This is a genomic window from Burkholderia sp. MBR-1 (assembly GCF_013822785.1).
GTDB classification, from domain to species: Bacteria; Pseudomonadota; Gammaproteobacteria; order Burkholderiales; family Burkholderiaceae; genus Burkholderia; species Burkholderia vietnamiensis.
The window spans coordinates 1,238,951-1,264,487 of the sequence record NZ_CP053610.1 but is presented as its reverse complement, the minus strand read 5'-3'; the positions used below and the strand labels follow the sequence as shown (position 1 = coordinate 1,264,487).

The following is a 25,537-nucleotide window of genomic DNA, read 5'->3' as shown; positions in this document are numbered from 1 at the left end:
TCCGTCCACGCCGTTTTGGAGTCGACCATGAAGAAGCTTCTGATTGCAGCAGCAGTGATGGCGGTTTCGGGTGCAGCGTTCGCAGCGAGCGGCACCCAGTCGAGCAGCAGTTCGTCGAGCGGCGGCCAGACGATGGCGGGGGTGACCGGCTTCGGTCACTTCACCGCCACCGATTCGGGTGCGGCACTCGGCGCGGCCGGCGCGATGGCCGGCGGCGGCACCAGCGCGGCGGTGTCGTACACCGATCACACCAACACGTCGACGGTGGGCGGCTTCGGCTTCGGCGGCTCGCAGTCCGGCGGGCTGAGCGGCGCGAACGCAGGCTCCAGCGCCTGGACGTTCCGCCACTACTAAGCCGCCGCGCGCAGCGCTCGTCATCGAATGGTGGCGCGGACGCCGGGAATCGCCCCGCACGGGGCGGCCCGGCGATCCGGCCACCGACCTTCGTCATCGCAAGGAATTGCTATGAAAGCCAACGTCTTTTTAGCGACCGCGCTCGCCGTGCTGTCGTCGGCCGCAGCGGCCGCCGGCACGACGACCTTCAACCAGACTCAGTCCGTGGCGTCGGGCGTCTCGGGTTCGGTGCTGGTCGGCACCGGCAGCTATACGAGCAACACGACTTCGGTCGCAGGCGCGAGCGCCGGAAGCACGGTGACGCCTGCGGGCTCGACCGGCACGGCGTCCGCGTACCACGACTCGACGTCGACGGCCGGCGGGTGGGGCACCAACGGCGGCGCGTTCGCGGCTGGCGGCGGGATCGGCGCCGCGGGCTCGTTCGGCGGCACCGCCAATACGACCGAGAACGCGAATGCGTTGTCGGGCGGCGTGACCGCCACGATCGTGCTCGGCGCGAACCACTACACGGCGAGCGGCGGCAACGACGCCGGCATCGCGAACGCGGGTGCGAGCGGGCTGGCCGGCTTCGGCGGATCGTCGACGATCGCGGGCTCGAACCACTACAACACGTCGACCGTCTGGAGTACCGGGCCGGCCGGATCGCCGTCGGCGTCGGGCGGCAGTCAGGGCAGCTCCGGCGCGACGGCCGGCACGCCCTGATTCGGGTGGAAGGGACCAGTTTCCTGGTGACGCTGGTCTCTGTTGCGCCGTTGTCGTCACCGTAAGGAGCTGGCATGAAGCAGAACCTGATTGCCGCCGTCGTGATGCTCACGTCGCTGACGGCGTATGCCGCCGACCGCGCGACCGACGACGTGCAATCGAACGTACAGACGTCAAGTAACACTGAGCAGACAACCAAACCGTCACCGCAACACACGCTGTCGCCGGGCAATGCCGCCGGCGCGCCCGCGGCCCCGCCATCGCAGGGCATGCCGGGCGGTTCGTGGTCGCAGTTGGGCAGCGGCTGGAAGCAGTTCGGGGAAACAGGCAAAGCGGCAGGAACGCAACGGGATTGATGCGGTTGCCTGGGTAGGCGGTCCAACCTCGTCCGGAGATCGAAATGAACAGCAGCAAGATCAGGGCGGCCAGTGCGGCGATGTTCGCGCTGGCCACGATCGGCGCCCATGCGCAGACCGCCGACTCGACTTCAAGCGCGCAGTCCTCGACGTCGTCGACGGCCATCGGCCAGGGCGGCGGCTCGAGCATGAATACCAACGTGACGAGCTCGCGCGGCGGCAATGCGACGAGCGGCAGCACGAGCGGCGTGCGCGGCAGCGGCAATTCGAGCGTGCAGGTCAACTTGACGCTGCCTTCGTCGACGAGCGGCGGCTCGACCGTGACGCCGCAGAGCGCGAGCTCGCTCGCGGCCGGCGCGCCGGGCTCGAGCCCGTACAACACGCAGGTGGCGGAGAACGTCAACTACTCGGGCACGCAGACGATCAAGACGAACCCGGCGATCCAGGCGCCCGGGCTGACGACCACGTTGTCCGATACCTGCATGGGCTCGGTGAGCGTCGGCGTGTCGTTCCCGGGGTTCGGCGCGACCGGCGGCACGACGCTGGTGGATCAGGCGTGCGTGCGACGGCTCGATGCGCGCGAATTTCGCGCGATGGGCTTGACCGACGTCGCGCTGGCGCTGCTGTGCCAGAGCGACGCGAACCGCCGCGCGGTCGAGGCGACCGGCCATCTGTGCCCGGGCACGACCGCGCCGCTCGCGCGCTCGAACGTCGCGCCTGCCGCCGACGCGACCGTCGCCGACGACTTGAAGTACCGCGATCCGCTCGTGCGCAGCCGGATGGGGCTGCCGCCGCTCGATGCGGCTGGGCCGGCGCCTGCGCAGATGCGGGCGGTGGCGGCGAATGCGGGGCAGGCGGGGGCGTCCGTCGCGGGAGCGCCGATCGGCGCGCCGGCTGCGGCGGCGATGCCGGGTGCGGCGCAGGCGGCTGCGGGGAATGGTGCGCAGGCGGCCGCGGTCGTGCCGGGCGTGGCCGCGGTGTCCGCTGCGATGAGCGCGGTGCCCGCTGCAGCGACCGCTGCCGTGTCGCCGAGTGCCGCGACGGTTGCGGACAACGTGTCACGGCCTGCACCGGCACCGGTCGCGGGGGATAAGGTGCCCGCGCCTGCGTCGGTGATTGCGGAGAAGGTTTCGAAGCCTGCACCGATGGTTGCCCAGGAGGCGTCGAAGCCCGCACAAGTGGTTGCGGAAAAGGTACCGGAGCCCGTCCCGACGGTTGCGGAAAAGGCACCGGAGCCCGCGTCGACGAGTGCAGACAAGGCATCGACGCCTGCACCAGTGGTTGCGGATAAGGCATCGATGCCCGTTCCGACGGTTGCGGAAAAGGCATCAGAGCCTGCGTCGGCGATTGCGGAAAAGGCCTCGACGCCTGCAGCAGTGGTTGCAGAGAAGGCGTCGGCACCTGTCCCGACGGTTGCGGAAAAGGCGGCGGAGCCTGCGTCGACGATTGCGGAAAAGACCACCGAACCCGCGGCGACCGCCGCCGACAAGGCCCCGATGGTCGCCGACAAGCCCGCAGACCCCGCACCGTCGCTCGCCGCCAACGCGTCCGCGCGCACGCCGGCCGCGACCGACACCGGCGCACCGGCCATGCCGACGGCCGACGCCAACGCAGTCGACCGCGCGCCGCAAGCGCCGATCGCCTCGGCCATGCCTGCCGCCGAAGCCGCCCAGCCCGTGGCGGCGACGGCCCCGAGCGCTGCCGACGCAACGGCCGTGGTCGAATCCGCAGCCGTGCCGGCCGCGGACGTGCCCGCGACAGCCACGCCGGCGATCGACCAGCACGCCGCCCCGTCGGCGCCGCTCGCGCCCGCGCCGACCGTCGTCTCGACGAGCACGTCGTCGTGACCGGCAGCGCGCTTCGATGCAACCGGTATGCCGCCTGCACGGCAAGCGCCGCAACCGGTTGCGCGATGCGCGCGACAGCTTTGACGGGTGTTGGTTCTACCCCGAGGCCAACACCCCTTTTTGCCTGTCGAGGGGACAGGAGGCGCGGATCATGAGGTTCCTTTCGATCGTTCTGCTGCTGGTCGGCGCACACGCCGCCGCGCAGTCGCTGTTTCAGAATCCGGCGGTGTTCGTGATCCTGAACGAACAGAGCGTCGCGAACGCCGCGAGCATCCAGCAGTCGCTGACGACGCTCGGCCGCCCCGACAACACCGCATGCGTGCCGATGATGATGGTCGGCGATCCGCAGACGATCTACATGGTGCCCGAGGAAGGCCACGCGCCTTCATGGCAATCGCCGGTGTACGGCCGCGCCGCGCCGTTCGTCGCGCAGAGCGGCCCGACGCCGACCGGCAAGACGGTCGGCGCGATGCAGCACGCGGACGACATGCAGACGCAGCCCTGGGCCGACGGCAGCACGGTCACGCAGACGATCGCCGGTGCATCGAGTCTGTCGGCATCGGCGCGCGTCGACGACTGGCAAAGCCACGCCCTGGCCGCGATCGAGACGGCGCGCGCCGGCGACGTGACCGTGGACGGCAAGACCTACCGCCGCTATCGCGACGAGCTGGACCGGTCCGCGCGGCCCGTCGTCGAACCGCAGATCTATATGCGGCGTGTCGTGTTCTGCCGATAACGTCATTTTCCCGATCGGACCGGCAGGCCGCGCGCCATGTCGCGCGCCCCGCTCCGACCGACAACGCCATGTGACGAGGCCATCGTGAATCAATGTTGCCGGATCAGACTGTCGAGCCATCCTGAAACCGAGCGGATCGCGTGCATGCCGCCGCCGGTCGCGGCGTCGCGCCATCATGCCGCGCCGTCGCGCCCGCTCGTCTATGTGTCGCCGTATCCGGACGCCGCGCTCGTCGACTGTCTCGCGTCGCGCGGCTGGGACGTCTCGCGCGCCAAGTCCGTTGCGGACGCACTCAACCTCGTGAAGGCGAACCGCCTGCATGCGGGAATCGTCGACTTCACCGCGTTCAATATGCGTGACGCGGCGCGTGACGCGGCCGCGTTCGAGGCGCTGCTGCGCGACCCGCACGTCGGCTGGGTCGCGCTCGCCGACGACGCGCTGCTGCGCGATGTCGCGCTCGCGCGCCTGATCCGCCAGTGCTGTTTCGGCTTCGCGTCGCGCGCCGCGGGCTGCAAGACGATCGGCTATCTCGCCGGCCATGCGTACGGGATGCTGAAGCTCGCGCACGCCGACCCGGCCGCGCTCGCGATGCCACCCTGCGACACGATGATCGGCGCATGCGACGCGATGCGGCGCCTGTTCTCGACCATCCGCAAGGTGGCGAACACCGACGCTGCGGTGTTCATCGCCGGCGAATCCGGGACGGGCAAGGAGTTGACCGCCCGCGCGATCCACCGGCATTCGTCGCGCGCCGACGCGCCGTTCGTCGCGGTGAACTGCGCGGCCATTCCGCCGACGCTGCTGCAGGCCGAACTGTTCGGCCACGAGCGCGGCGCGTTCACGGGCGCGCACCAGCGCAAGATCGGCCGGATCGAGGCCGCGCACGGCGGCACGCTGTTTCTCGATGAAATCGGCGACATGCCGTTCGAGAGCCAGGCGAGCCTGCTGCGCTTTCTGCAGGAAGGCACGATCGAGCGGCTCGGCGCGCACGCGTCGGTGCCGGTGGACGTGCGGATCGTGTCCGCGACGCACGTCGATCTGGAGGCGGCGATGCAGGCCGGGCGCTTTCGCGCCGATCTGTATTACCGCCTGTGCGTGCTGCGTATCGACGAGCCACCGCTGCGTGCGCGCGGCCGCGACATCATGCTGCTCGCCGATCACGTGCTGCAGCGCTATCGGGGCGACAGCCCGCACCGGATTCGCGGCTTCATGCCGTGCGCGATCGAGGCGATTCACGACTATGCATGGCCGGGCAACGTGCGCGAGCTGATCAACCGGATCCGCTTCGCGGTCGTGATGACGAACGGCCCGCTGATCTCGGCCGACGATCTCGAGTTGAGCCAGTACCGGTTGCGCCGCCCGCCGACGCTCGTGGAGGCGCGCCGGCAGGCGGAGCGCCGCACGATCGAGGAGATGCTGCTGCGGAACCGTCGCCAGCAGCATGCCGACGTCGCGGCGCAGCTCGGCGTGTCGCGCGCCACGCTGTACCGGCTGATGACCACGCACGGCCTGCACGGCTGACGCGGCGCGTGCGCGCGCAGCGGGCGGCGGCCTGCGTCAGGGACCGCGCGGAAAAACTCACTCGTGGGGCCAGCGCAAGCCCTTTATTGGCGTGAACAGGCCCTAAGCCGGGCGCTCGAAATCCGATTCGATCCAGCGTGCGGCGCTGGCCTTGTTGAGCTTGAATCCCGCCGACACCTTCGCGTCGGCCAGCAGTTCGCCGTACGGGTCGAACGCCTTCAGTTCGGCATACGGCTCGAACTCGTCCGGCACGATGTCGAGCGTCACCGACACCTCGATGCCGTCGTCGCGCTGCACGGTCACTTCCTTGTGCAGCATCGCGCGGCGCTGCTGCTCGTGACGCATCAGCACTTCGGTCGCGGTTTTCACTAGCGTGCGGAACGCGTTCGCATCCATCGGCTTCGGGTTCTTCTTGTCGCGGCCCATCGTCCACGGCCCGACGAGTGCGGGCTCGGCCTCGCCGTCCTTGATCATTTCGACGGCCCAGCCGTCGTCGTCCTCGTTCTTGATGATGCGGGCCGTCCAGCCGTTGTCGCGCCAGAGGCCGTCTTCGTGGATGGTGGTGTCGTCGGAGTGCAGATCGGATTCGGTCATGGAAGAAGCAGGGGGCCGGCCGGCGGCGCACGGCCGGGCGTGCGCAGCCGTCGGCCGGTCGTCCGGAATGGCATGCTGGGCCGCAATTTTACCGCGCCGGCAAGCGGCGCGGCCCGCACGGCCCGCAACGTCGGCCGTCCGGACGATGCGCGCGTCCGCGATCGCGTACGACGATCGAAATATCAAACTCGTATTACGTCCCTGGACGCCCATCTATACCGCGTCCGATATCCCGGCCGCACGCCGTTTCATAGAATGACGGTGGGATAAAAATATCCCGCCCGCGGAGTCACCGCCCAACCGGCCGCGTCGCGACGTGTCGCGTCGCGCGGCCACGCGACCTTCAGGAACCACGCATGGGGAAATTCAACATTCGCACCGTTTTCGCGTACGACTGGCCGCTGACGCTGGCCGGCGTCGAGCATATCGCCGGCGACGCGTGCGCGATCGAGCTCGTCGGCGCCTACCGGAGCCCGTCCGACATGGTCGCGGCGCTGGCCGATGTCGACTGTGATATCGCGCTGGTTGACTATTCGATCCGCGGCGGCCCGCCGATGGACTGTCTGGCGCTGCTCGCATGGTTGCGGCGCATGCGCCCGGGCGTCGGGACGGTCGCGCTGGTCGGCAGCGAGAGCCCGGTGATCCTGCGCTCGATCGTCGCGCAGGGCTGTCCGAGTCTCGTCAGCAAGTTCGACGATGTCGGCCACATCGTCACGGCGATCCATTCGACCTACAGCGGCGGACGCTATGTGTCGCCGCTCGTGCGCGGCGCGCTCGATGCGATTGCCGAACAGGACGGGCCGCCCGTCAAGCTGTCAACGCGCGAAATCGAGGTGATCCGCCTGTATCTCGACGGCATGCCGATCAAGACGATCGCGCAGCGGCTGAACAAGGGCAAGCAGACGGTCAGTGCGCAAAAGATCAGCGCGATGAAGAAGCTCGGCGTGAACAACGATGTCGAGCTGATTCAACGGGCGGCCGCACTCGGCTTCGGCGGCGGACAGGCTGCGGGGCGGCTGCGCGGCGCGGGTGCGGTATCGGTGATGCAGCGCGAATGACGATGCCGACGCGTATGCGCGATGTCGATGGCGGCAAGGTCGCGCGGTGGGGCGGTATGCGATCGGCCGTGAACGCCGATCGGTGGGAAGGGTGAATGAGCGGAGTGGGCCGAATGCGCCGAGCGGGCTAAACGGACGAAGGGAGCTGAACGGCCGCGGCCGATATATCGTCGATCGACGTGCGACCCGCGGCGACGGCCGGGCAATTGCGTTACCGGCCGCGACACGAGACGCCAGTTCGCCGCGCGATCGTCGCCGCGCAAGGGGGCGTTCGCGCCTATGAAGCGCACGTGCGTGTGTCATCGCATCGACACCGCCCGCAACCGAATGTGAGCCCCGGCCAGCCACCCGACGCGAGCGCGCCGGGTGCAGCAGCGCGCCGCAAGCGCGCCGGTATCAGCCCGTCAGGCCGGCAACGAGAACCGCGTGACCGCGTCGCGCAGCGCCTCGGCCTGGTCGCGCAGCGAATGCGCGGCAGCGGCCGCCTGCTCGACGAGCGCCGCGTTCTGCTGCGTGACCTGATCCATCTCGCCCACGGCGCGGTTGACCTGTTCGATCCCGGCGCTCTGCTCGCGCGACGCGTGGCTGATCTCGTCGAGGATTTCGTTGACGCGGCGCACCGACTGCACGATCTCGGTCATCGTTTCGCCGGCGTGCGTGACGAGCGTCGCGCCGTGCTCGACCGTTTCGTTCGACGACACGATCAGCGACTTGATTTCCTTCGCCGCCGTGGCCGAGCGTTGCGCGAGCGAACGCACCTCGGCCGCCACCACCGCGAAGCCGCGGCCCTGTTCGCCCGCGCGCGCCGCTTCGACGGCCGCGTTCAGCGCGAGGATGTTGGTCTGGAACGCGATCCCGTCGATCACGCCGATGATGTCGCCGATCTTGTGCGAGCGGGCCGTGATCTCGTTCATCGTGCGCACGACGTCGTCGACCACCTCGCTGCCGCGCGTCGCGACCTGCGCGGCCTGGCCTGCCAGCGTTGCGGCCTGCGCCGCGCTGTCCGCGTTCTGTTTCACGTTGGCGGTCATCTCGTCCATGCTCGATGCGGTCTGCACGAGGGCGGCTGCCTGCTCCTCGGTGCGCTGCGACAGGTCGGTGTTGCCCGATGCGATCTCGCTCGCGCCGACGTTGATGTTCTCGGTGCCGGCCCGCACCCGCGACACCATGTCGATCAGGCCGCTCTGCATCGAATGCAGCGCGTGCAGCAGGCTGCCGCGATCGTCCTGCTTCACCGTCACGCGCGTGGTGAGGTCGCCTTGGGCGATGCGCTGCGCGGCGTCGAGCGCAGTCTCGAGTTCGCCGCCGAGGTTCGCACGCACGCTCTTCAGCACCAGCACCATCACGACGGTCGCGGCCGCGCCGAGCACGGCCGTCATCACGAGCCAGCGGCCGACGCTCGCGAGCACCGCCGCATAGACGTCGTCCATGTACATGCCCGTCACCAGATACCAGTCCCACGGCGCGAAGCGCTGCACCGCGCTGGTCTTGGCCTGCGGCTTGTCGGCGCCCGGCTTCGGCCACATGTATTCGACGAAGCCCTTGCCGCCGTCCGCGTTGCCGGCCTTCACGATCTCGATGAACAGATGCTTGCCGTCCGGGTCGGTGAAGTTCGACACGTCCTTGCCGTTGAGCTCCGTCTTGATCGGATGCATGACGATCGCCGGCTTCGAGTCGTTGATCGAGATGTAGCCGTCGGTGCCGTAGCGCATCGCGGCGATCGCTTCGAGCGCCTTCTGTTTCGCGTCGGCTTCGGACAGCGCGTTCTGCTGCGACAGCTTGTAGAAGTGATCGGCGACGTTGGTTGCCTGCGCAACCAGCGTGGACAACTGGTCGCGGCGGTCTGCCGTCATCGACGTGCGCGTCTGCCACGCGCCGATCCCGGCGATCATGAGCAGGCCGAGCCACAGGATGACGATCATCGAAGCGAGTTTCTGGTTCAGGGAAAGGGTGCGCATGGGTATCAGGTCGGTCGGTCAAGCAGGCGCGCCGGGACGGCCTAGCGGTTTACTTCTGGTTTACTTGTTTGTCGGCTCGACGCGACCGTTCCCGTAGGCGGGAAATCCCTTAGATGTCTTGCGAACGTCGCATGCCGGCCTGCGGTCATCCCTGCATATGCATAGGTTGTGTGGCTATACTGTCTGACGATTGCGGCCATGCGCCGGGCCGGCGAGCGGCCCGCGTGGCGGCATTGAACGAGGCGAAAGGAGGCAGCGATGCGGATTCTGGTGGTAGGGGCCGGCGCGGTCGGCGGATATTTCGGCGGACGCCTCGCGGCGGCCGCGCGCGACGTGACGTTCCTGGTGCGCGAAGGTCGCGCGGCGGCGCTCGCGCGCGATGGTCTGATGATTCGCAGCCCGCGCGGCGACCTGACGCTCGCCAATGTGCAGACGTTACGCACCGGCGACGCGGCCGCGCCGTTCGATCTGGTGCTGCTCAGCTGCAAGGCGTACAGCCTCGACGACGCGATCGCGTCGTTCGCGCCGTTCGTCGGGCCGTCGACGTTGATTCTGCCGATGCTCAACGGGATGCGTCATCTCGACGTGCTGCGCGAGCGGTTCGGCGCGGAGCGGGTGCTGGGCGGACTGTGCGTGATCGCGGCGACGCTCGATCGCGAGCAGCGGATCGTACATCTGAACGACACGCACGGCCTGTCGTTCGGCGAACTGGGCGGCGGCGAATCGGCACGCGTGCGCGCGGTGGCCGACGTGCTCGGCGGCGCGGGCTTCGACGCGACGCTCAGCGACGACATCGTCGCGCGGATGTGGGACAAGTGGGTGTTCCTCGCGACCCTGGCCGCGAGCACGTCGTTGTTTCGCGGCTCGGTCGGCGATATTCTCGCCGCGCCGGACGGGCGCCGCCTGCTCGAGGCCATGCTCGACGAGTGCAGCGCGATTGCCGCGCAGAACGGTTATCGCCCGGAGCCGGCCGCGATCGAGCGGATGCAGCGAATGGTGCTGACGCCGTCGCCGCTGACCGCATCGATGCTGCGCGACGTCGAGAACCGCGCGCGCGTCGAAGCCGATCACGTGCTCGGCGATCTGCTCGCGCGCCGCGACCCGCATGCGGCGGATGCACTGTCGCTGTTGCGCATCGCGTACAACCATCTGAAGACTTACGAGGCGCGCGTCGCGCGGGAAAGCGCGGCCGCTTAATGGCTGTTGCGGGTCACACGATGCGCGATGCGTGCGCAACCGTCGGCTAAACCGGATCCTTGCTCGGCGGCCCGTCCGGTTGTTGCGGATTCTCGTGAGGGTGGCCGGGCGCCGGCGGCGACAACGGGTCGTCTTCCGGATCGCGGTTCGGGTCGGCCGGGGGCTCGGGCATCGGGGTAGTGTGATCCATGGAGAGCTCGCGCAATGCGTGACAGGGGAAGCGGACGGCGCGGTGAGCGCGCCTCGTCTTCGTTATAGGCAATCGGGCATGCGTTTGCAGTGCGATTGCCTGCGATATTCGCTCGGCGGTTGATATCGCACCGAATCTCGGACCTTGCGCTGGCGGCGCGCGTCGACGTCAGCGCAGATCGGCCGGCGTATCGACGTCGCGCACGATGCCCGGATCGTCGACGTCGAGCAGCTGCACCGGCGCGCTGGCGAACAGCGCGCGGGCGCCCGTATCGCCGTCGAGCGCAGCGAGCGCATCGTAATGGTGCAGGGCAAAGCCGACCGGATGACCGCGCACGCCACGATGCATCGGCGCGACGATCGATGCGCGATCGGCATCTAGCGCGCGCGTGACGGCTTCGTAGGTGGATGCGGCGATCCACGGCATGTCGGCGAGCGCGACGAGCCAGCCGGTCGCGTCCGGCGCCGCGCGCACGCCGGCTGCGAGGCTCGCGCCCATGCCGCGCATCGCGTCGGGCGCGTAGACGACCTGGCAGCCGGCTTCGTTCAGCAACATCGCGAGTTTTTCGGCGCCGGGACGCACGACGGCGACGACGTCCGCCGTCGCCGCCGCAAGGTGCCGCGCAGCGGCGACCGCGACCGGCGTGCCGTCGGGCAGCCGTGCGAGCAGCTTGCTGTGCAGCCCCGTTGGATCGAAGCGTTGACCAAGACCGCCGGCGAGCAGGACGCCGGTGGCGAGTGACGCATAGGACATCGGCGCGGGGAGAGGAGGGCAGGTGGGCCGATTGTGCGGGAGCGGTCGGCGATCGGCAAGTGCCGATGTTACCGACGCAGGCGGATGGGTGGCGGAAAGAATGTCGGCGAGCGGTTGCGTTCGTGCATGGTCGCGTCGAGCGCAGCGGATTGCACGTGCTGAGCCGTGCATCGCCGCGTAGGCGCGGACGCCGCTCGCGTTACCGATGATCGTGACGATAGTCGTGCGAGTGGCGAGTGGTGAATGGCGACGTGACGCTCGCGCTGCCGGCATCGGCGTTCGCGGCCGGATGCGAACGAATCCGGCCGCGCGGCGCCGCTGCGCGTCAATCGATCCCGTGGAACACCGCGTCCTCCGGCCCGAGATACGCAGGCGGGCGCCACGTCGCGTCGCGCATCGAGTGCTGAACCAGATTCTCGACGCCGAGCAGCACCGCGAAGATCGCCATTCGCACGGGGATGCCGTTGTCGGTCTGGCGGAAGATTGCGAGGCGCGGATCGCGGTTCAGGTCGATGGACAGGTCGTTCGCGCCGGGCCGGCTGTCGCGCGGCAGCGGGTGCATGATCAGCGTGTCGGGCTTGCATACGGAGTCGACGAGCGCCTGGTTGATCTGGAATTCCGGCGTGTAGCCTTCGAACGATTCGTCGGTGAAGCGCTCCTTCTGGATCCGCGTCGCGTAGACGACGTCCGCGCCGCGCAGTCCGGCCGCGAGGTCGTTGGTCTGCTCGATCACGTGACCGTTCGTCGTGATCTGATCGATGATGTACGCGGGCATCTCGAGCGTCGGCGGCGACACCAGCGTGAACTTCAGCCCGCGATACAGCGCCAGCAGCTTGACGAGCGAATGGACGGTGCGGCCGTATTTCAGGTCGCCGACGAGCGCGATATGCGCGCCGTCGACGATCTTGCCCAGGCGCGAGAATTCGCGCTGGATCGTGTAAAGGTCGAGCAGCGCCTGGCTCGGGTGCTCGCCGGGGCCGTCGCCGCCGTTGATCACCGGCAGGTTGGTCGCGCGCGCGAATTCGGCCACCGAGCCCTTCTCCGGGTGGCGGATCACGAGGGCGTCGACGTAGCCGGCCATCACGCGGCTCGTGTCGTAGATCGATTCGCCCTTGGCCATCGACGAGAACGTGAAGCCGGTGGTGTCGCACACCGAGCCGCCGAGCCGGCAGAACGCCGCCCCGAACGACACGCGCGTGCGGGTGCTCGCTTCGAAGAACAGGTTGCCGAGCACCGCGCCCTCGAGCACGCGCGAAATCTTGTGGCGGCGCGCGATCGGCTGCATCACGTCGGCGACGCGGAACAGCGCTTCCACCGAGTCGCGCGAGAATTGGTCCACCGAGATCAACTGCGGCTTGCCTTCGAACAGGAACTGCTTCGCGAGGCCTTGCTTATCTACGCTTTGCGTATAGTCTTCGCCATCCGGGCCGGCCCGCCCGACGATTTCCGAGACGAAGCGCTCGACGATCTCGGGCATGCCGCGCGATTCCTGCGAATCGTCGGGCAGCAGCCACGTATCGAGCGCACGGCGGCTCACGCCGATGCGGCTGGCGAACGCTTCGCGCGTCATGTTGAGGCGGCGCATCGCGTCGCGCAGGAAGGCTTGCTGGGGAACGGTCATCGGCGGCACCCTGGTGGAAAATATACGCGATGCGTATATTAGTTCGGGCGACGGCGAAGTCAAGCAAAATCTGCGCGGCCGCGACGCTGCGTGCACTGGCGCGCGGCGGGCGTCTCCGTATAATCCGTTCAGGCCCCGTGTTCCGCATGCCGTGGGACGCGCCGCCTGACACGATCTGCCCGGTCGGGCTTGTTGACTCGAAGGAGAATGAGAATGACGCGTACGATTGCTGCAATGCTGCTGGTGGTGACCGCCGCGCTCGCCGGTTGCAATACCGTGGCCGGCATGGGGCAGGATATTTCGAAGGGCGGCCAGGCGATCAGCGACACGGCTGAGAAGGCGAAGTAAGCCGAACGGTTCCGGCTTGCGCGGAACACACCGGCCCGTCCCGCCGTTGCGGGGCGGGCCGGTGTTTTTTTGCGGCCCGCGATAGAGGCCGCGTCACGCCGAACGCGGCGTCAGGCGCTTTCGACGAAGGCGTAGCGGCCGTCGATCTTGCGCGGCGAAAACCAGCCGAAGTCGGGGAACATCCGGTTACGGACGAACCACACGTAGCCGACCAGGATCACGGTGACGGCGAGGCTCGGCAGCGCGGCGGACGGATCGCGACCGAGCGCGGCGATGGTTTTCGGCAGTTGCAGGAGCGACAGAACGATGAACGCGTGATACGCGCCGACGCGGTGAGTCGCGAAGCCCCAGATGAACAGCAGCGACAGCGACACGGTCAGCGCACCGAACAGCAGCGTCGCGCCGATGCCGAGCCCACCGGCGGCGAACACGTAGGCGAGTGCGACGCTGATCAAAAGCTGCGCGACGCCCAGCCCGACCAGGATGCGCGTGTGCACGCGGTTTCTCCAACACAGCGCGGGATCGGGGCGCGACGCGATCAGGCGCGCGAGCAACTGTTCCTTGAGACCGTGGCCCGCCAGCTCGGCGAGCACGTCGGCTTTCCTCGCGCCCGCGGACAACAGCGCCGCGATGCGTGTTTTGGCTTCCTTCTTGTTCATGGCGATGCGTATGCGTTCGGTGGTCGAATGGCCAGGCCACGCGAATATTGCATCTTGCGCGACGCGGCGCAACGGTTTTGCCACGCGCCGACACATTCCTACAATCGTTACCGTTGGCCGGTCACGCGGGATGCGCAGCGGACCGGATCACTCGGCGATCTGCGATGCGGAGGCGTCCGCCTGCGCCGCCGGTCGATGCGTCGTCGCATCACGCCGCCGCGTCGCGCCTACGAGCATCGCCGCGACGACGAGCGCAACGCCGAGTAGCTGCGTGCCGCCGAGCGTCTCACCGAACAGCGCCACCGCGAACAGCACGGCCGAGACCGGCGCGACGGCGGTGAACAGCGCCGCTTCGGTGCCGCTCGTGCGCGCCGAACCCGCGTACCAGCATACGTAGCCGAGCACAGTCGGCACCAGTGCGTAATACGCGATCGCACCGACGGCGCCGAGCGTCCAGCCGTTCGCCAGCGCATGCCATTCGAACGCGGCCGGCACGAGGGCGAGCACGAAGCCGAGCCCCGACATCGCGGCAGACAGCGCGAGCGGCGACAGCGGCGTCGACAGCCGCCGGTTCAGCAGGATGAACACGGCTTCGCATGCGACGGCGGCCAGCACCAGCGCGTTGCCGGCGAGCGTGCGCAGCGACGGCATGGCCTGCCCCGGCGCGAACGTGACGGTCAGCACGCCTGCGGTGGCGAGTGCGGCCGCGCACCAGTCGCGCGGCGTCTGGCGCTCGCGCAGCACGACGGCCGCGATCAGCGTCGACATCGCCGGCAGCGTGCCGAGCATCACGCCCGCATCGATCGGCGACGACAGTTTCGTGCCGCCGATCAGCAGCACCGTGTAGCCGACGCCGCCGGCCGCCGCCTGGACGACCAGCAGGATCGCGTCGCGTGTCGACACGCGCGGCCATCGTGCGCGCTGGATGCGCATCAGCGCGAGCAGCAACGGCGTTGCGATCAGGAAGCGCAGCGCGGTGGCGGTGAACGGCGGCAGGCCGCCGGCCGCGATGCGGCTCGCGATGACGGTGCTGCCGACGCCCGCCATCGCGGCGGTGAGATAGAGATAGCCGATCAGTCGTGTGTTCATGCGGCGCATCATCGCGGGTGACGATGCGGCCGTCTTGAATGAAATTGCGGGGGTGTTCCGGGCGGTGAGGGGCGGCGGGTGGTGTGGTCGTGCGGGGAGGGTGATTATCGTGTGCCGGGCGTGACTGCGATCGGGACCGTGACCGTGACCGTGACCGTGATTGCGATTGCGACTACGACTGCCGCTGCGCTACAACTGGGAATTCGACTTTGGCTTCGACTGGGACTGGGACTGGGACTGGGACTGGGACTGGGACTGGGGCTTCGGCTTCGGCTTCGACTGCGATTGCTATTTCGGCTACGACAGCGACAGCGATCGTGAGTACTGCCGCTACCGCCATCACCGCTCGGCGGCGATCATTGCTACCGACGCATCGCCAGCACCGCCCGCGCTATCGCGCGGAGCGTCATCCCGCCTGCAGGAATCGTCCCGGCGTGATCCCGAACTGGCGCGCGAACGCGCGCGTCAGATGACTCTGGTCGGCGAAGCCGGCTTCGGCCGCGGCATCCGCGATCGGCCGGCCGCTCGCAAGCAGCGCACGCGCGAGCCGCGTGCGCGACTGCATCAGATACGCGTGCGGCGTGATGCCCAGCTCGCGCGCGAAGCCGCGCAACAACTGGAAGCGGCTCACGCCGCCGAGCCCGGCCAGTTCCGCAAGCGATGCCGGTTCGGCTGGCGCCGCGTCGAGCCGTTCGCGCGCGGCGCGGATCGCCGGCGCGACGCACGCGGCCCGCAGCGTGCGATTCGAATGCCGCGCGAGCAGCGCGGCCACCAGCATCACGAGCGCTTCGTCGCGCGCCAGGTGCGGCGTGTTTCCCGCGACGACCCGCGCATGCAGTCGCGCGAACGCGGCTGCGAGCTGCTCGTCGCGCACGGCCGGGTTCGCGAGTTCCACACCGCCGATGCCTTCTTCCGCCGCTATGCCGGCAACCAGCGCGGGCGCGAGGTACAGCATTCGCCAGCGGCGACCGGTGCCCGCATCGATCGGCATGCCGTCGTGCATCTCACCGGGATTCACCATGATTGCGTCGCCGGCCAGCGCGTCGACCTGCCCGCGGCCGCTCCACGACCTGTGTGCGCCGCTGACGATCACGCCGACGCCGAATTCGTCGTGTGCGTGCCGCGGAAACGAGCGATCGGAATCAAGGCTGATCGCCTCGATGCCTTCGTCGATTCGTCGGTAATGCGTGACACGGTGCATGCTCGCTCCTCGCTCCGCCGCGACGCGGATCAAATGCACTTTAGCGCGTTCCCGTGTCGCGCGCCCCTCATCCGTTCGGCCGATACCGCGCGGCACACGCAGCGTGCACCATCTACACATGAGCAGCGTAGACGGCCCGCCGGGCCGGAAGCTGTGCGGGAGAAAGCAATTGCTACGACGGCACCCGGTATTCCTTCAGGTCGGCGCGCTCGCGGACGCCTTCGCGCCACACGCAAACATACTCGCGCCCGTGCGCGCGCTCGTCGGCCAGCCATGGTCCTTGCCGACGCGTGGGACGTGCGGCGCGCCTATTCGTTCGAGGTCGGCGCGCTGCAATGGCGCGACACGGCGAGCGACGCAGGCGGGCGCGCGCCGTGCCGCGTCACGCGGCCGCTCGAGGACCGGTACTTCGTCGACTACGTCGATCCCACCGAGCGCGCGACCTCCGTGAGCGTCGTGATCGACGTTGCGAACGACGTGTGGACATCGGTGACCGGCACACTCCAATCGATGCCGACGCGCCGCGATGGCTGCGATTGCGCGCGATCGATCCGCCGTCGCCGTCGCCTCGGCCGACAGCGCACGGACGCGCCCGCCGCCCCAGCTACAGCCAGCCGTTGTGGATGAACTCGACGACCGAGTACCGGCGCCGCTCGAGCGCGTGCTGCCGCACCGCCTCGACGATTCGCGACACGCCGTCCGCGTAGGGCGACGCGCCGTACACGCGCGATTCGAACTGGAGGCTGCACGCGCCATCGTCGATTCGGACCCGATGGAATGCATGGCGGCCGAGCTGATCGTCCGGAATCTGCAGGACATCGCGTTGCGCGTCGGGGTCGCGCACCGAGCGGATATCATGCGCCGGCACGCCGAGCGACCGGGCGATGCCGACTGCGGTACCGGGCACGGATGTCTTGCTCGCCTGATGCGACTCCGTCACGCTGATGCGGCAGTCGCGAAACAGATGGCCGCTGGTGTCGAGCATGCTCATGAACTTCAGCATCAAGATGTTGGTGTTCGGGCACAGCACGACGGGGAAGTCGTACGATCCGGTTTCGAGCGCGGAGCCGGTGGACAGCTCGACGAGCGGCGAGCCGGTTGCATCGCAGAACGCGATCACGGCGGGCAGCTCGCGGCCCGAGCCCGCATGCACGACGATCGCGCGGGTATCGGGGCGCGCGCGCTGCCGCCACGCGATCACGTCACAGGCGGCGGGATCGAGTCGGTGCGACGCGAGCAGTTCGGCGGCCAGTTTGCCGGTGCCGACGACGAGTACTTGCATGGAATGGGCGCGTGAGGTTGGAGTGGTGCCGTGCGGGCCGGACGCGGCGCTCTCGCGCCCGACGCGGCCGCGGTGCGCCGTGCGGCGCAGCGGCTTCGCGCATTATGCCCGCATGCCGAGCGGCTCGGTGCGTGCGCCGACGTGGCTGCCCGATCGCGCGGAGGTGTCGAGGCCGCCCGGCGGTCCTCAGCTACGCGCATGCGGCCGGGAACGGCGCTACGCTGTCGAAGCGCCGGCCCGCCGGATCGCGCGTAGCGCCTGCATCGATTGCGCACCGCGCATTACTCGACAGGCATCATTCAACTCGCATAGACCAAGGAGAACATATCGATGGAACACGACCTGCAAGGCAAGGCCGTTGCGATCACCGGCGGATTCGGCCATCTGGGCGTCGCCACGGCCGCATGGCTCGGCGGGCGCGGCGCCCGCGTCGCGCTGATCGGCCGAGGCCCGGCGCCCGAGCCACAGGCATTGCCCGACATACCGGCCGACGCGCTGCGCATCGGCGGCATCGATCTCGTCGATCCGCAGGCCGCCGTGCGTGCGCTGGAAACGGTCAATCGCGAATTCGGCAAGGTCGACGCGCTGCTGAACATCGCCGGCGCGTTCGTGTGGCAGACGATCGCCGACGGCGATGCAGCCACCTGGGACCGCATGTACGACCTGAACGTGAAGACCGCGTTGAACGCGTCGAAGGCTGCGCTGCCGTATCTGATCGCGAGCGGCGCCGGCCGCATCGTCAACATCGGCGCGGGCGCCGCGTCGAAGGCCGGCGCCGGAATGGGCGCATACGCGGCCGCGAAGGCCGGCGTCGCGCGGCTCACCGAGGCGCTGGCCGCGGAACTGCTCGATCGCGGCGTCACGGTGAACGCGCTGCTGCCGAGCATCATCGACACGCCGCCGAACCGCGCCGACATGCCGGATGCGGACTTCTCGCGCTGGGTGCGGCCCGAACAGCTCGCGGCGACGATCGGCTTTTTGCTGTCGGACGACGCGCAGGCGATCACCGGCGCATCGATCCCGGTGAGCGGGCGGGTCGCGTAGCGACGCGACACGCGAGCGCATTCGGCTTCGGCATCACGGCAGGCGTAAGCGCACGCGCACGCGCCACCGCGCGCGACGCCTGCCGGCCGATGTGCCGGCGAGACGCTGCATGCATGCGTGAGCCTGCGTGCAGCCGGCCATCGCCTTATACTCCGCGTTCGACATCAACCGACCGAAGCCGTGACGAAGCCTGACGCTGCGGATGCGCCCACCGACGATCCGCGTCCCATCCCGCCCGAACAACCTGAACTGGAAGACTGCTGCAACAGCGGCTGCTCGCCGTGCGTCTTCGACCTGTACGACGAAGCGCTTGCGCGCTATCGCGCCGAGCTCGCCGAATGGGAAGCGCGTCACGCGCCGCCCAAGCCGCAATCGTAAGCGGGCCGCGCGCAAGGGCTCGCTTGTGCACGGCGTTTGTCATGTCGCTGCCGGCGTCGCTGCGTCGCTGACGTCACGCGCGCGCCTGCGTCCGCCGCTGCAGCGGCCCCAATGCTGCCGACAACACGACGCACGCGAGGAACACTGCCGTCAGCGCCCACATCGTCGCGCTGAACGCGTGCACGTAGGCGGGCGGCGCCGGTCGCGCGCCGAGCCGCGCGAAGAACAGGCCACCGAGCGCCGCCGCGCCGACCGCCGCACCGATCTGCAGCATCGCCGTCACCATGCCGGACGCGACGCCGGCGCGCGCGGCGTCGGCTTCCGCGAGCACGATCCGCACGACCGAAGGCAGTACGAGGCCTTGCCCGATGCCGATCGCGGCGATCCCCGCATGAAAGCCCGGCCCGGGCGCGTGTTCGCCGGCCAGCGCGGCGGCCGTCGCGACGCCGGCCGCGAGCATCGCGAAGCCCAGCGTGAGTACGCGATGGCCGCCGAACCTGCCGACGAGCCGTGGCATCAGCAACGGGCTTGCCAGGAAGCCGACGCCGAGCGGCAGGATCGCGAGCCCAGACTGCAGCGCCGACCAGTTCAGGCATCCCTGCAGATAAATGCCGTAACTCAGGAAAAACGCGCTGAGCATGTAGAACAGGAACGCGAGCGTGAGGCCGAGCGCGATGACCGGATTGCGCAGCAGCCGCACGTCGAGCAGCGGGTCGCGTCCACCGGCGAGCTGGCGCGTTTCGACCGCGAGCAGCGCGCCGAGCATCGGCACCGCGCCGGCTACGCACGCGACCATCCACAGCGGCCAGCCGGCTTCGCGCCCATGCGTGAGCGGATAGACGAGCATCAGCAGGAACAGCGACAGCAGCGCCGTGCCAGGGACGTCGATGCGCTGGCCGCGCGGCGGCCTGCTTTCGGGAATGAAGCGCCAGCTGCCGAGCAGCGCGAGGATCCCGATCGGCACATTGACCAGGAAGATCGCGCGCCAGCCGAGACCGAACGGATGCAGCGCGATCAGCACGCCGCCGCCGAGCTGACCGATCACGGCCGCAAGCCCGAACACGAAACCGTAGAAGCCCATCACGCGCACCTGCTCGTGCGGGCTGAACACGCTGCGGATCGTCGCGAGTACCTGCGGCGCGAGGATCGCCGCGAACAGCCCCTGCAACACGCGGCCGCCGACCAGCACCGCGCCGCTGTCGGCCAGCCCGCACAGCGCGGACGCCACGACGAAGCCCGCCATCCCGGTCATGAACATCCGCTTGCGGCCGTACAGGTCGCCGAGGCGCCCGCCCGTGATCTGCACGACCGCGTTCGCGCATGCATACGCCGACACGACGAGTTGCAGCTCGGCCGGCCGCGCGCCGATGCCGTCGCGGATGGCCGGCAGTGCGAGATTGACGATGAAGTAGTCGAGCGGCGGCAGGATGGCGCCGATCAGCAGCACGACGAGAGCCCAGCCGTGATGGCTGCGTGCCGGTGCCGCGGCCGCAGTCCCGGCCGGGGCTGCGGCGCAACGGGCGAGTGTGTTGTCGGTCATGAACGAAAGTCCGAAAGAATGAGGGCCGCGCGGCATGTCGGGTGGTGCCGAAATGGAGCGACGCGGCGGTTGACCGACATTCTGATCATCGTCCATGGTTCGGAAAAGCGGGAATTGGTGGTAGCATCCATCGGGTTATTCGATGGATGGGGTGCGTGATGCGAGGTTTCGATCTGGATCAGTTGCGCACGTTCGCGGCGGTCGCGGACGCCGGCAGTCTGAGTGCGGCCGCGCCGTTGCTGCACTTGTCGCAGTCGACGGTCAGCGAGCAGGTGCGCAAGCTCGAATCGCGCGCCGGCATGTCGTTGTTCGTACGCAGCAAGCGCGGCGTCGAGCCGACGCCGGCCGGCGCGCGTCTGCTGCAACATGCGCGGCGCATCGTCGCGTTGAACGAGGCGGCGTTCGACGAGGTGCGCGGTCAGGCGATCAAGGGCGAGTTGCGCGTCGCGATCACCGACTATTACCGCACGCACGAAGTGGCGGGCCTGCTCGCGCGATTGCGCGAATGCTACCCGCAGCTGAGGCTGCACGTGAGCGCAATGAAGAGCATGGACATCGAAGCGGCCCATGCGCGCGGGCAGATCGATCTCGGCGTCGTGATGCACCTGTCGCGCGGGCCGTTCCGGCCTGCGTCGGCCGATACGCGCTGGGTGTTGCGGCGCGAGCCGCTGTCGTGGGTCGCGGCGCCGGCGCTGGCCGAACAGCTTCCGCAGCCGCTGCCGCTCGTGCTGCTGCCGGACGACTGCATGATGCATCAGATCGCCGTGCGCTCGCTCGATGAACAGCAGGTGCCGTACGGGCTCGTGCACAGCGCGTCGGGCGTCGCCGGGCTGCAGTCGTTGCTCGCGGCCGGGCTGGGCGTCGGCTGCCTGTGCGCGTCTTCGATCGGCGAAGGCCTCGTGCGGCTCGGGGCGAAATACCGGCTGCCGGCGCTGCCCGACGCGGTCTTTTCTCTGACGCCGCCGATGCCCGGCGAACGCGAGACGGTGACGCAGGCGCGTGAGGTGCTGTCGCGACAACTGCTGATGTGACGTCGGGGCGGGTGAGGGCGTCGCCGCGCTCGACGTGTATCGCGATGTGCTGCTTGCCAAGCTGAAGCGGTCGAAGCAGCCGAAGCAGCCGGAGCGGCCGGAGCAGCCGAAGCAGCCGAAGCAGCCGAAGCGGCCGAAGCGGCCGAAGCGGCCGAAGCGGCCAAAGCGACCGAAGCAACCGAAGCAACCGAAGCAACCGGAGTAGTCGAAGCGGCGCCCGCAGCCCAATCCCTCGACATCAACACCCGCGCCCCACATCCCAAATAGCCGCTCCGTCGCCCGCCGCACGCATCGCATCGCCCGCCCCAGCCATTCACGCGTACCGCAGCATCGAAGAACCCTACTCGCCGCCCCCCTCGGCATACCCACGCAGCCCGTTTGCGAGCGCGTCGAATACGACGCGACAGCGCGCGCTCGTGCGCAGATCCTCGTGCATGACCACCCAGGTCTCCAACGCGAGCGCGGGCGTATCCGGCAGCACGCGAACGAGCCGCGCATCGCGCCTGGCGAGCGCGCTCTGACAGAAACCGATCCCGTACCCCGCACGGATCATCGCCAGTTGCGCGAGATTGCTGTCGGTGCGCAGCGCGAACGCGTCGCGCTTCCACTGCGGCATCGCGCGGCCGGCCGCGCGAATGAACGGCGTCACCGTATCGAAACCGATCAGCGCGTGACGCGCGAGCTTATCGACCGTCGACGGCGCGCCGTTGCGCGCGAGATAGTCGTCGCGCGCATGCAGCGCGACCTCGATCGCGCCGATGCGCCGCGCGACGAGCGCGTCCTGCGCAGGCGGCGCCATGCGCACTGCAATATCGGCTTCGCGGTTCAGCACGTCCTGGATGCGGTCAGTCGAGACCAGTTCGATCACGAGCTCCGGATGGTCGCGGCGCAATTGCGCGAGCATCGGCGGCAGCACTTCGACCGCGATCACGTCGCTCGCCGAAATGCGGACGATCCCGCGCACGCCGGCGCCGTGGCTCGCAGCCGCGCGCTCGAACGCGGCGGCCGCACTGCGCAGCGCCTCCGCGTGACCGCGCAGCGCCACGGCCGCCTCGGTCGGGAGAAGCCCCGACGGCGATCGCGTGAACAAGGTCTGGCCGAATGCGGCCTCGAGCGCCGCGACGTGACGGCCGGCCGTCGGCTGCGTGATGCCGAGCGCGCGCGCGGCGCCCGACAGCGACCCTTCCGTCAGCACGGCGAGAAAGGTGCGGTAGCGTTCCCAGTTCAGATCGGTGGTCATGCATAAATGTATAGCCGGTCGCTCAAGCTCGGCAATTCATTATTAGCTCGCTCCGGCCGAGAATGGCGACCGACAACGGTTCATCACGGAGGGCGGTCATGACGGCAGGCGCAGCGGGGACACAACGGCAGGTACTCGTGCTTGGCGCGAGCGGCGGAATCGGCGGCGAGGTCGCGCGGCAATTGCGCGATGCCGGCTGGCAGGTGCGCGCGTTGAGCCGCAGTCTCGACGCCGCGAGCGTGGAGCGCGACGGCATCGGATGGGTGCGCGGCGACGCGCTCGACCGCGACGCGGTGCTTCGTGCGGCACGCGGCTGCAGCGTGCTCGTACACGCGGTGAACCCGCCCGGTTACCGGAACTGGTCGACGCAGGTGCTGCCGATGCTCGACAACACGATCGGGGCGGCCACGCGCGAGCAGGCGACGATCGTGCTGCCCGGTACGGTCTACAACTTCGGTCCGGACGCGTTTGCGCTGCTGCACGAGGACGCGCCGCAGCGGCCGGTGACGCGCAAGGGCGCGATCCGCGTCGAGATGGAGCGGCGGTTGCAGGCGGCGACGGCGAACCGCGTGCGCACGATCGTCGTGCGGGCCGGCGATTTTTTCGGTCCCCGCGCGGGCAACAACTGGTTCGGGCAGGGCATGGTGAAGGCGGGGCGTCCGGTCACGGCGATCGGCGTCCCGGGGCGGCCGGGCGTCGGCCATCAATGGGCATACCTGCCGGATGTCGCGCGCACGATGGTCGAACTGCTCGAGCGGCGCGACGCGCTGGAGCCGTTCGCGCGTTTCCATCTCGGCGGCCACTGGGACGCGGACGGCATGCAGCTGGCGCAGGCCGTATGTCGCGTGGCGCAGCGGCACGGGTTGCGGCCGACGATCCGGCGGTTCCCCTGGTGGCTCGTATGGGCCGCGGCGCCATTCGTCACGACGATGCGCGAGATGCTCGAGATGCGGTATCTGTGGCGCGAACCGCTGCGGATGGGGAACGCGCGGCTGACCGCGGTGCTGGGGCGCGAACCACTGACGCCGCTCGACACAGCGGTGGAGACGACGCTGGCGGGGCTCGGCTGCTTGTCGTGAACGGAGGCGGCGGTCGGAGGCCACGCGAGGAAGGCGCCGAATACGGAGAACAGACGAACGTGCGGCACCGAGCGAACCGATCGAGCGAACGGACATAACGAACCCCACGCACCCCGTGAACAGCTGCCACCCCGCGCCGACCGAATGCACGGCGCGCATCCAGGTGCGTCAGGCGTATTCGAACGCGAGCGTCGACACGTCCACGATCCATGCGCCGCCATCGGCGACGCGCGGCGCACCGGCTACGAACGACGCGGTCGCCCCTCGCGGCGAAGCGGCGAACACGCGCAGCGCCGATGCCGGCACCCGCGCCGGTGACCGCAATCATGCGGGGACGCACATAGCTCATGCGTTGCTCCGCAAAGATGCCTTGCCTCGTCACCGTACGCGGCGCGGTCGTACGCCGGCATCCGCGGAAAGGATGAATGCGATCGCCCGCACGATCCAAGCGGGCTGCCGCTGCCGGCCTGACCGGCGGCCAGACGCGCCATTTTGCAAAGGCTGACGATGTCCTGCACCGAATCGCTCTATCCTCCGTATTTTTGCGACAAGTCGTAAAAGCCCCGGCAAAATAGCGCCAAGGCCGGTGCCAAGGCCAGTGCAGACGCCATCGCCAACACCCGGCGGCGCGCCGCCAGCGCGCAACCGCCGACAGCGCCGCTGCCGCCAACTCACAGCCGATGCACCTGCATCGCGTGCGCCGAAGCCTCGTGCAACGGCGGCGCACTGCCCGTTGCGCGAACGGCACGGATTCGACAAGACAGGGAGGAGCCAGCAATGAGGCTGGACGACGAAAGAGAAAGCGTGAACGTCGAGGATCGACGCGGCGGCGGCTTCGGCGGCGGGCGCGCGACGATCGGCATCGGCACGATCGTGGTCGCGCTGGCCGTATCGTATTTCTTCGGGATCGATCCGCGCGTCGTGCTGCAAGGCGCGTCGGCGTTGCAGGGCCGCGAGCAGCAGACGCAGCCGGCGCCCACGCAGCATCAGGGCGCGCCGGCGAACGATGCGGGCGCGTTGTTCACGCGCAAGGTGCTCGGAAATATCGAGCGCACGTGGACGGGCGTGTTCAGCACGCAGCTGCATGCGCAATACGAGCCGCCGAAGCTGGTGATGTTCACGAATTCGACGCCGACGGCATGCGGCACCGGCCAGACCGCGATGGGCCCGTTCTATTGTCCGGCCGACCGCAAGGTGTACATCGACCTCGGCTTCTATGACGAATTGCGCAAGCGCTTCGGTGCGGGCGGCGATTTTGCGCAGGCCTACGTGATCGCCCACGAAGTCGGCCATCACGTGCAGAACCTGCTCGGCATTTCGGACAAGGTCGATGCCGCGCGCCGGCGTTCGAGCCAGACGCGCGCGAACGCGCTGTCGGTGCGGATGGAACTGCAGGCCGACTGCCTCGCGGGCGTGTGGGCGAACAACGCGCAGCGCGCGAACCAGCACCTGATGGAGCCCGGCGATTTCGAGCAGGGGCTGAAGGCGGCCGCCGCGATCGGCGACGACCGGCTGCAGCAGCAGAGCCAGGGCTACGTCGTGCCGGAGAGCTTCACGCACGGCACCAGCGAGCAGCGCGTGTACTGGCTGCGGCGCGGGATGGAGTCGGGTCAGGTGAGCGCCTGCGACACCTTCGCCGCGAACCCGAACCGATAATCGCCGACGCCGACGCGGCCCAGCGCGCAGCGGCACGCGCATCGCCGGGCTGCCGGTGAGGCGGCTCGTCCATCACGAATTGCGACACGGCGGCGGCTGGCGC

The 25,537-nt window shown here is 69.1% G+C and carries 25 protein-coding genes and 1 pseudogene; 15 read left to right on the top strand and 11 right to left on the bottom strand.

The features are described 5' to 3' along the window. Window positions 1-27 precede the first annotated feature (27 nt). The 6 genes from MBR110_RS20390 (at window position 28) to MBR110_RS20365 (ending at window position 5,516) form a co-directional block, all read left to right on the top strand. Window positions 28-354 carry a hypothetical protein gene (locus MBR110_RS20390; RefSeq protein WP_011882588.1) on the top strand — a complete coding sequence of 109 codons (327 nt, stop codon included), beginning with the start codon at window positions 28-30 and terminating at the stop codon, window positions 352-354. Between the two features lie 111 nt (window positions 355-465). Further along, complete coding sequence (locus MBR110_RS20385; RefSeq protein ID WP_011882587.1) at window positions 466-1,056, top strand: hypothetical protein; 591 nt, start codon at window positions 466-468, stop codon at window positions 1,054-1,056. Window positions 1,057-1,130: 74 nt separating this feature from the next. Further along, entirely contained in the window at window positions 1,131-1,412 is a 282-nt protein-coding gene (locus MBR110_RS20380) for a hypothetical protein (RefSeq protein ID WP_011882586.1), read from the top strand. Window positions 1,413-1,456: 44 nt separating this feature from the next. Continuing rightward, the gene (locus MBR110_RS20375; protein WP_181709289.1) at window positions 1,457-3,259 is read left to right on the top strand and encodes a chemotaxis protein CheA; all 1,803 of its coding nucleotides are present in this window, start codon (window positions 1,457-1,459) and stop codon (window positions 3,257-3,259) included. Window positions 3,260-3,410: 151 nt separating this feature from the next. Continuing rightward, the gene (locus MBR110_RS20370; RefSeq protein WP_011882584.1) at window positions 3,411-3,995 is read left to right on the top strand and encodes a hypothetical protein; all 585 of its coding nucleotides are present in this window, start codon (window positions 3,411-3,413) and stop codon (window positions 3,993-3,995) included. Between the two features lie 144 nt (window positions 3,996-4,139). After that, on the top strand, window positions 4,140-5,516 hold the full coding sequence (locus tag MBR110_RS20365; RefSeq protein WP_226152897.1) for a sigma-54 dependent transcriptional regulator: 1,377 nt from the start codon (window positions 4,140-4,142) through the stop codon (window positions 5,514-5,516). 102 nt (window positions 5,517-5,618) lie between these two features. Here MBR110_RS20365 and MBR110_RS20360 read toward each other — a convergent pair whose 3' ends face one another. Next, a complete protein-coding gene (locus MBR110_RS20360; RefSeq protein WP_011882582.1) occupies window positions 5,619-6,110 on the bottom strand; it encodes a hypothetical protein in 492 nt (163 codons plus the stop codon). Window positions 6,111-6,466: 356 nt separating this feature from the next. Between MBR110_RS20360 and MBR110_RS20355 the strand changes: the two genes are divergently transcribed. Continuing rightward, window positions 6,467-7,168: a response regulator transcription factor gene (locus MBR110_RS20355; protein ID WP_060121649.1), complete on the top strand. Its 702-nt coding sequence runs from the start codon at window positions 6,467-6,469 to the stop codon at window positions 7,166-7,168. 404 nt (window positions 7,169-7,572) lie between these two features. Here MBR110_RS20355 and MBR110_RS20350 read toward each other — a convergent pair whose 3' ends face one another. After that, window positions 7,573-9,126: a methyl-accepting chemotaxis protein gene (locus MBR110_RS20350; protein ID WP_011882580.1), complete on the bottom strand. Its 1,554-nt coding sequence runs from the start codon at window positions 9,124-9,126 to the stop codon at window positions 7,573-7,575. Between the two features lie 258 nt (window positions 9,127-9,384). Between MBR110_RS20350 and panE the strand changes: the two genes are divergently transcribed. Then, window positions 9,385-10,323 carry a 2-dehydropantoate 2-reductase gene (gene panE / locus MBR110_RS20345; protein ID WP_059895834.1) on the top strand — a complete coding sequence of 313 codons (939 nt, stop codon included), beginning with the start codon at window positions 9,385-9,387 and terminating at the stop codon, window positions 10,321-10,323. Window positions 10,324-10,369: 46 nt separating this feature from the next. Here panE and MBR110_RS20340 read toward each other — a convergent pair whose 3' ends face one another. From MBR110_RS20340 to MBR110_RS20330, 3 genes are all read right to left on the bottom strand, one after another. Further along, window positions 10,370-10,513, bottom strand: coding sequence for a hypothetical protein (locus MBR110_RS20340; RefSeq protein WP_165487640.1), 144 nt, complete (start codon window positions 10,511-10,513; stop codon window positions 10,370-10,372). Window positions 10,514-10,681: 168 nt separating this feature from the next. Then, entirely contained in the window at window positions 10,682-11,266 is a 585-nt protein-coding gene (locus MBR110_RS20335) for a nucleotidyltransferase family protein (RefSeq protein ID WP_046423779.1), read from the bottom strand. A gap of 325 nt (window positions 11,267-11,591) precedes the next feature. Continuing rightward, window positions 11,592-12,887, bottom strand: coding sequence for an aspartate carbamoyltransferase (locus MBR110_RS20330; RefSeq protein WP_011882576.1), 1,296 nt, complete (start codon window positions 12,885-12,887; stop codon window positions 11,592-11,594). A gap of 213 nt (window positions 12,888-13,100) precedes the next feature. On the opposite strand from MBR110_RS20330, the gene MBR110_RS20325 reads away from it, so the two are divergent. Continuing rightward, the gene (locus tag MBR110_RS20325) at window positions 13,101-13,235 is read left to right on the top strand and encodes an entericidin A/B family lipoprotein (protein ID WP_009688930.1); all 135 of its coding nucleotides are present in this window, start codon (window positions 13,101-13,103) and stop codon (window positions 13,233-13,235) included. Window positions 13,236-13,345: 110 nt separating this feature from the next. Here MBR110_RS20325 and MBR110_RS20320 read toward each other — a convergent pair whose 3' ends face one another. From MBR110_RS20320 to MBR110_RS20310, 3 genes are all read right to left on the bottom strand, one after another. Beyond that, window positions 13,346-13,894 (bottom strand): hypothetical protein, encoded by a 549-nt coding sequence (locus MBR110_RS20320; protein WP_011882575.1) that lies wholly within the window; start codon window positions 13,892-13,894, stop codon window positions 13,346-13,348. Window positions 13,895-14,041: 147 nt separating this feature from the next. Then, window positions 14,042-14,983 carry a DMT family transporter gene (locus tag MBR110_RS20315; protein ID WP_059668655.1) on the bottom strand — a complete coding sequence of 314 codons (942 nt, stop codon included), beginning with the start codon at window positions 14,981-14,983 and terminating at the stop codon, window positions 14,042-14,044. A 406-nt stretch (window positions 14,984-15,389) separates the two neighbouring features. Further along, window positions 15,390-16,184, bottom strand: a complete 795-nt coding sequence (locus tag MBR110_RS20310) for an AraC family transcriptional regulator (RefSeq protein WP_181709288.1) — start codon at window positions 16,182-16,184, stop codon at window positions 15,390-15,392. 118 nt (window positions 16,185-16,302) lie between these two features. Here MBR110_RS20310 and MBR110_RS20305 point away from each other — a divergent pair. After that, a pseudogene (locus MBR110_RS20305) lies at window positions 16,303-16,712 on the top strand (MoaF N-terminal domain-containing protein); the annotation flags it as partial. A gap of 76 nt (window positions 16,713-16,788) precedes the next feature. Here MBR110_RS20305 and MBR110_RS20300 read toward each other — a convergent pair. Beyond that, on the bottom strand, window positions 16,789-17,466 hold the full coding sequence (locus tag MBR110_RS20300) for a dihydrodipicolinate reductase C-terminal domain-containing protein (protein WP_059668629.1): 678 nt from the start codon (window positions 17,464-17,466) through the stop codon (window positions 16,789-16,791). Between the two features lie 330 nt (window positions 17,467-17,796). Here MBR110_RS20300 and MBR110_RS20295 point away from each other — a divergent pair, with 330 nt between their 5' ends. After that, window positions 17,797-18,510: an SDR family NAD(P)-dependent oxidoreductase gene (locus MBR110_RS20295; RefSeq protein ID WP_045577825.1), complete on the top strand. Its 714-nt coding sequence runs from the start codon at window positions 17,797-17,799 to the stop codon at window positions 18,508-18,510. 180 nt (window positions 18,511-18,690) lie between these two features. Further along, complete coding sequence (locus tag MBR110_RS20290) at window positions 18,691-18,888, top strand: oxidoreductase-like domain-containing protein (RefSeq protein ID WP_043292283.1); 198 nt, start codon at window positions 18,691-18,693, stop codon at window positions 18,886-18,888. Window positions 18,889-18,961: 73 nt separating this feature from the next. Here MBR110_RS20290 and MBR110_RS20285 read toward each other — a convergent pair whose 3' ends face one another. Beyond that, window positions 18,962-20,428: an MFS transporter gene (locus tag MBR110_RS20285; RefSeq protein ID WP_059735322.1), complete on the bottom strand. Its 1,467-nt coding sequence runs from the start codon at window positions 20,426-20,428 to the stop codon at window positions 18,962-18,964. Between the two features lie 158 nt (window positions 20,429-20,586). Here MBR110_RS20285 and MBR110_RS20280 point away from each other — a divergent pair, with 158 nt between their 5' ends. Further along, entirely contained in the window at window positions 20,587-21,459 is an 873-nt protein-coding gene (locus MBR110_RS20280; protein ID WP_011882568.1) for a LysR family transcriptional regulator, read from the top strand. A gap of 340 nt (window positions 21,460-21,799) precedes the next feature. On the opposite strand, the gene MBR110_RS20275 is transcribed toward MBR110_RS20280, so the two are convergent. Further along, complete coding sequence (locus MBR110_RS20275) at window positions 21,800-22,699, bottom strand: LysR family transcriptional regulator (RefSeq protein ID WP_181709287.1); 900 nt, start codon at window positions 22,697-22,699, stop codon at window positions 21,800-21,802. Window positions 22,700-22,797: 98 nt separating this feature from the next. Here MBR110_RS20275 and MBR110_RS20270 point away from each other — a divergent pair, with 98 nt between their 5' ends. Together MBR110_RS20270 and ypfJ are read left to right on the top strand one after the other, a co-directional pair. Further along, a complete protein-coding gene (locus MBR110_RS20270) occupies window positions 22,798-23,778 on the top strand; it encodes an NAD-dependent epimerase/dehydratase family protein (RefSeq protein ID WP_176299951.1) in 981 nt (326 codons plus the stop codon). Between the two features lie 777 nt (window positions 23,779-24,555). Beyond that, the gene (ypfJ, locus tag MBR110_RS20265; protein ID WP_011882564.1) at window positions 24,556-25,434 is read left to right on the top strand and encodes a KPN_02809 family neutral zinc metallopeptidase; all 879 of its coding nucleotides are present in this window, start codon (window positions 24,556-24,558) and stop codon (window positions 25,432-25,434) included. Window positions 25,435-25,537: the final 103 nt, after the last annotated feature.

Bases quoted from the DNA above. Each gene is read 5' to 3' on its own strand.
- MBR110_RS20360 (WP_011882582.1), bottom strand. From the start codon at position 6,110: ATGACCGAATCCGATCTGCACTCCGACGACACCACCATCCACGAAGAC.
- MBR110_RS20390 (WP_011882588.1), top strand. From the start codon at position 28: ATGAAGAAGCTTCTGATTGCAGCAGCAGTGATGGCGGTTTCGGGTGCA.
- MBR110_RS20335 (WP_046423779.1), bottom strand. From the start codon at position 11,266: ATGTCCTATGCGTCACTCGCCACCGGCGTCCTGCTCGCCGGCGGTCTT.
- MBR110_RS20340 (WP_165487640.1), bottom strand. From the start codon at position 10,513: ATGGATCACACTACCCCGATGCCCGAGCCCCCGGCCGACCCGAACCGC.
- MBR110_RS20365 (WP_226152897.1), top strand. From the start codon at position 4,140: ATGCCGCCGCCGGTCGCGGCGTCGCGCCATCATGCCGCGCCGTCGCGC.
- panE (WP_059895834.1), top strand. From the start codon at position 9,385: ATGCGGATTCTGGTGGTAGGGGCCGGCGCGGTCGGCGGATATTTCGGC.
- MBR110_RS20270 (WP_176299951.1), top strand. From the start codon at position 22,798: ATGACGGCAGGCGCAGCGGGGACACAACGGCAGGTACTCGTGCTTGGC.
- MBR110_RS20320 (WP_011882575.1), bottom strand. From the start codon at position 13,894: ATGAACAAGAAGGAAGCCAAAACACGCATCGCGGCGCTGTTGTCCGCG.
- MBR110_RS20285 (WP_059735322.1), bottom strand. From the start codon at position 20,428: ATGACCGACAACACACTCGCCCGTTGCGCCGCAGCCCCGGCCGGGACT.
- MBR110_RS20300 (WP_059668629.1), bottom strand. From the start codon at position 17,466: ATGCAAGTACTCGTCGTCGGCACCGGCAAACTGGCCGCCGAACTGCTC.
- ypfJ (WP_011882564.1), top strand. From the start codon at position 24,556: ATGAGGCTGGACGACGAAAGAGAAAGCGTGAACGTCGAGGATCGACGC.
- MBR110_RS20295 (WP_045577825.1), top strand. From the start codon at position 17,797: ATGGAACACGACCTGCAAGGCAAGGCCGTTGCGATCACCGGCGGATTC.
- MBR110_RS20380 (WP_011882586.1), top strand. From the start codon at position 1,131: ATGAAGCAGAACCTGATTGCCGCCGTCGTGATGCTCACGTCGCTGACG.
- MBR110_RS20350 (WP_011882580.1), bottom strand. From the start codon at position 9,126: ATGCGCACCCTTTCCCTGAACCAGAAACTCGCTTCGATGATCGTCATC.
- MBR110_RS20330 (WP_011882576.1), bottom strand. From the start codon at position 12,887: ATGACCGTTCCCCAGCAAGCCTTCCTGCGCGACGCGATGCGCCGCCTC.
- MBR110_RS20375 (WP_181709289.1), top strand. From the start codon at position 1,457: ATGAACAGCAGCAAGATCAGGGCGGCCAGTGCGGCGATGTTCGCGCTG.
- MBR110_RS20355 (WP_060121649.1), top strand. From the start codon at position 6,467: ATGGGGAAATTCAACATTCGCACCGTTTTCGCGTACGACTGGCCGCTG.
- MBR110_RS20275 (WP_181709287.1), bottom strand. From the start codon at position 22,699: ATGACCACCGATCTGAACTGGGAACGCTACCGCACCTTTCTCGCCGTG.
- MBR110_RS20325 (WP_009688930.1), top strand. From the start codon at position 13,101: ATGACGCGTACGATTGCTGCAATGCTGCTGGTGGTGACCGCCGCGCTC.
- MBR110_RS20385 (WP_011882587.1), top strand. From the start codon at position 466: ATGAAAGCCAACGTCTTTTTAGCGACCGCGCTCGCCGTGCTGTCGTCG.
- MBR110_RS20370 (WP_011882584.1), top strand. From the start codon at position 3,411: ATGAGGTTCCTTTCGATCGTTCTGCTGCTGGTCGGCGCACACGCCGCC.
- MBR110_RS20310 (WP_181709288.1), bottom strand. From the start codon at position 16,184: ATGCACCGTGTCACGCATTACCGACGAATCGACGAAGGCATCGAGGCG.
- MBR110_RS20280 (WP_011882568.1), top strand. From the start codon at position 20,587: ATGCGAGGTTTCGATCTGGATCAGTTGCGCACGTTCGCGGCGGTCGCG.
- MBR110_RS20315 (WP_059668655.1), bottom strand. From the start codon at position 14,983: ATGAACACACGACTGATCGGCTATCTCTATCTCACCGCCGCGATGGCG.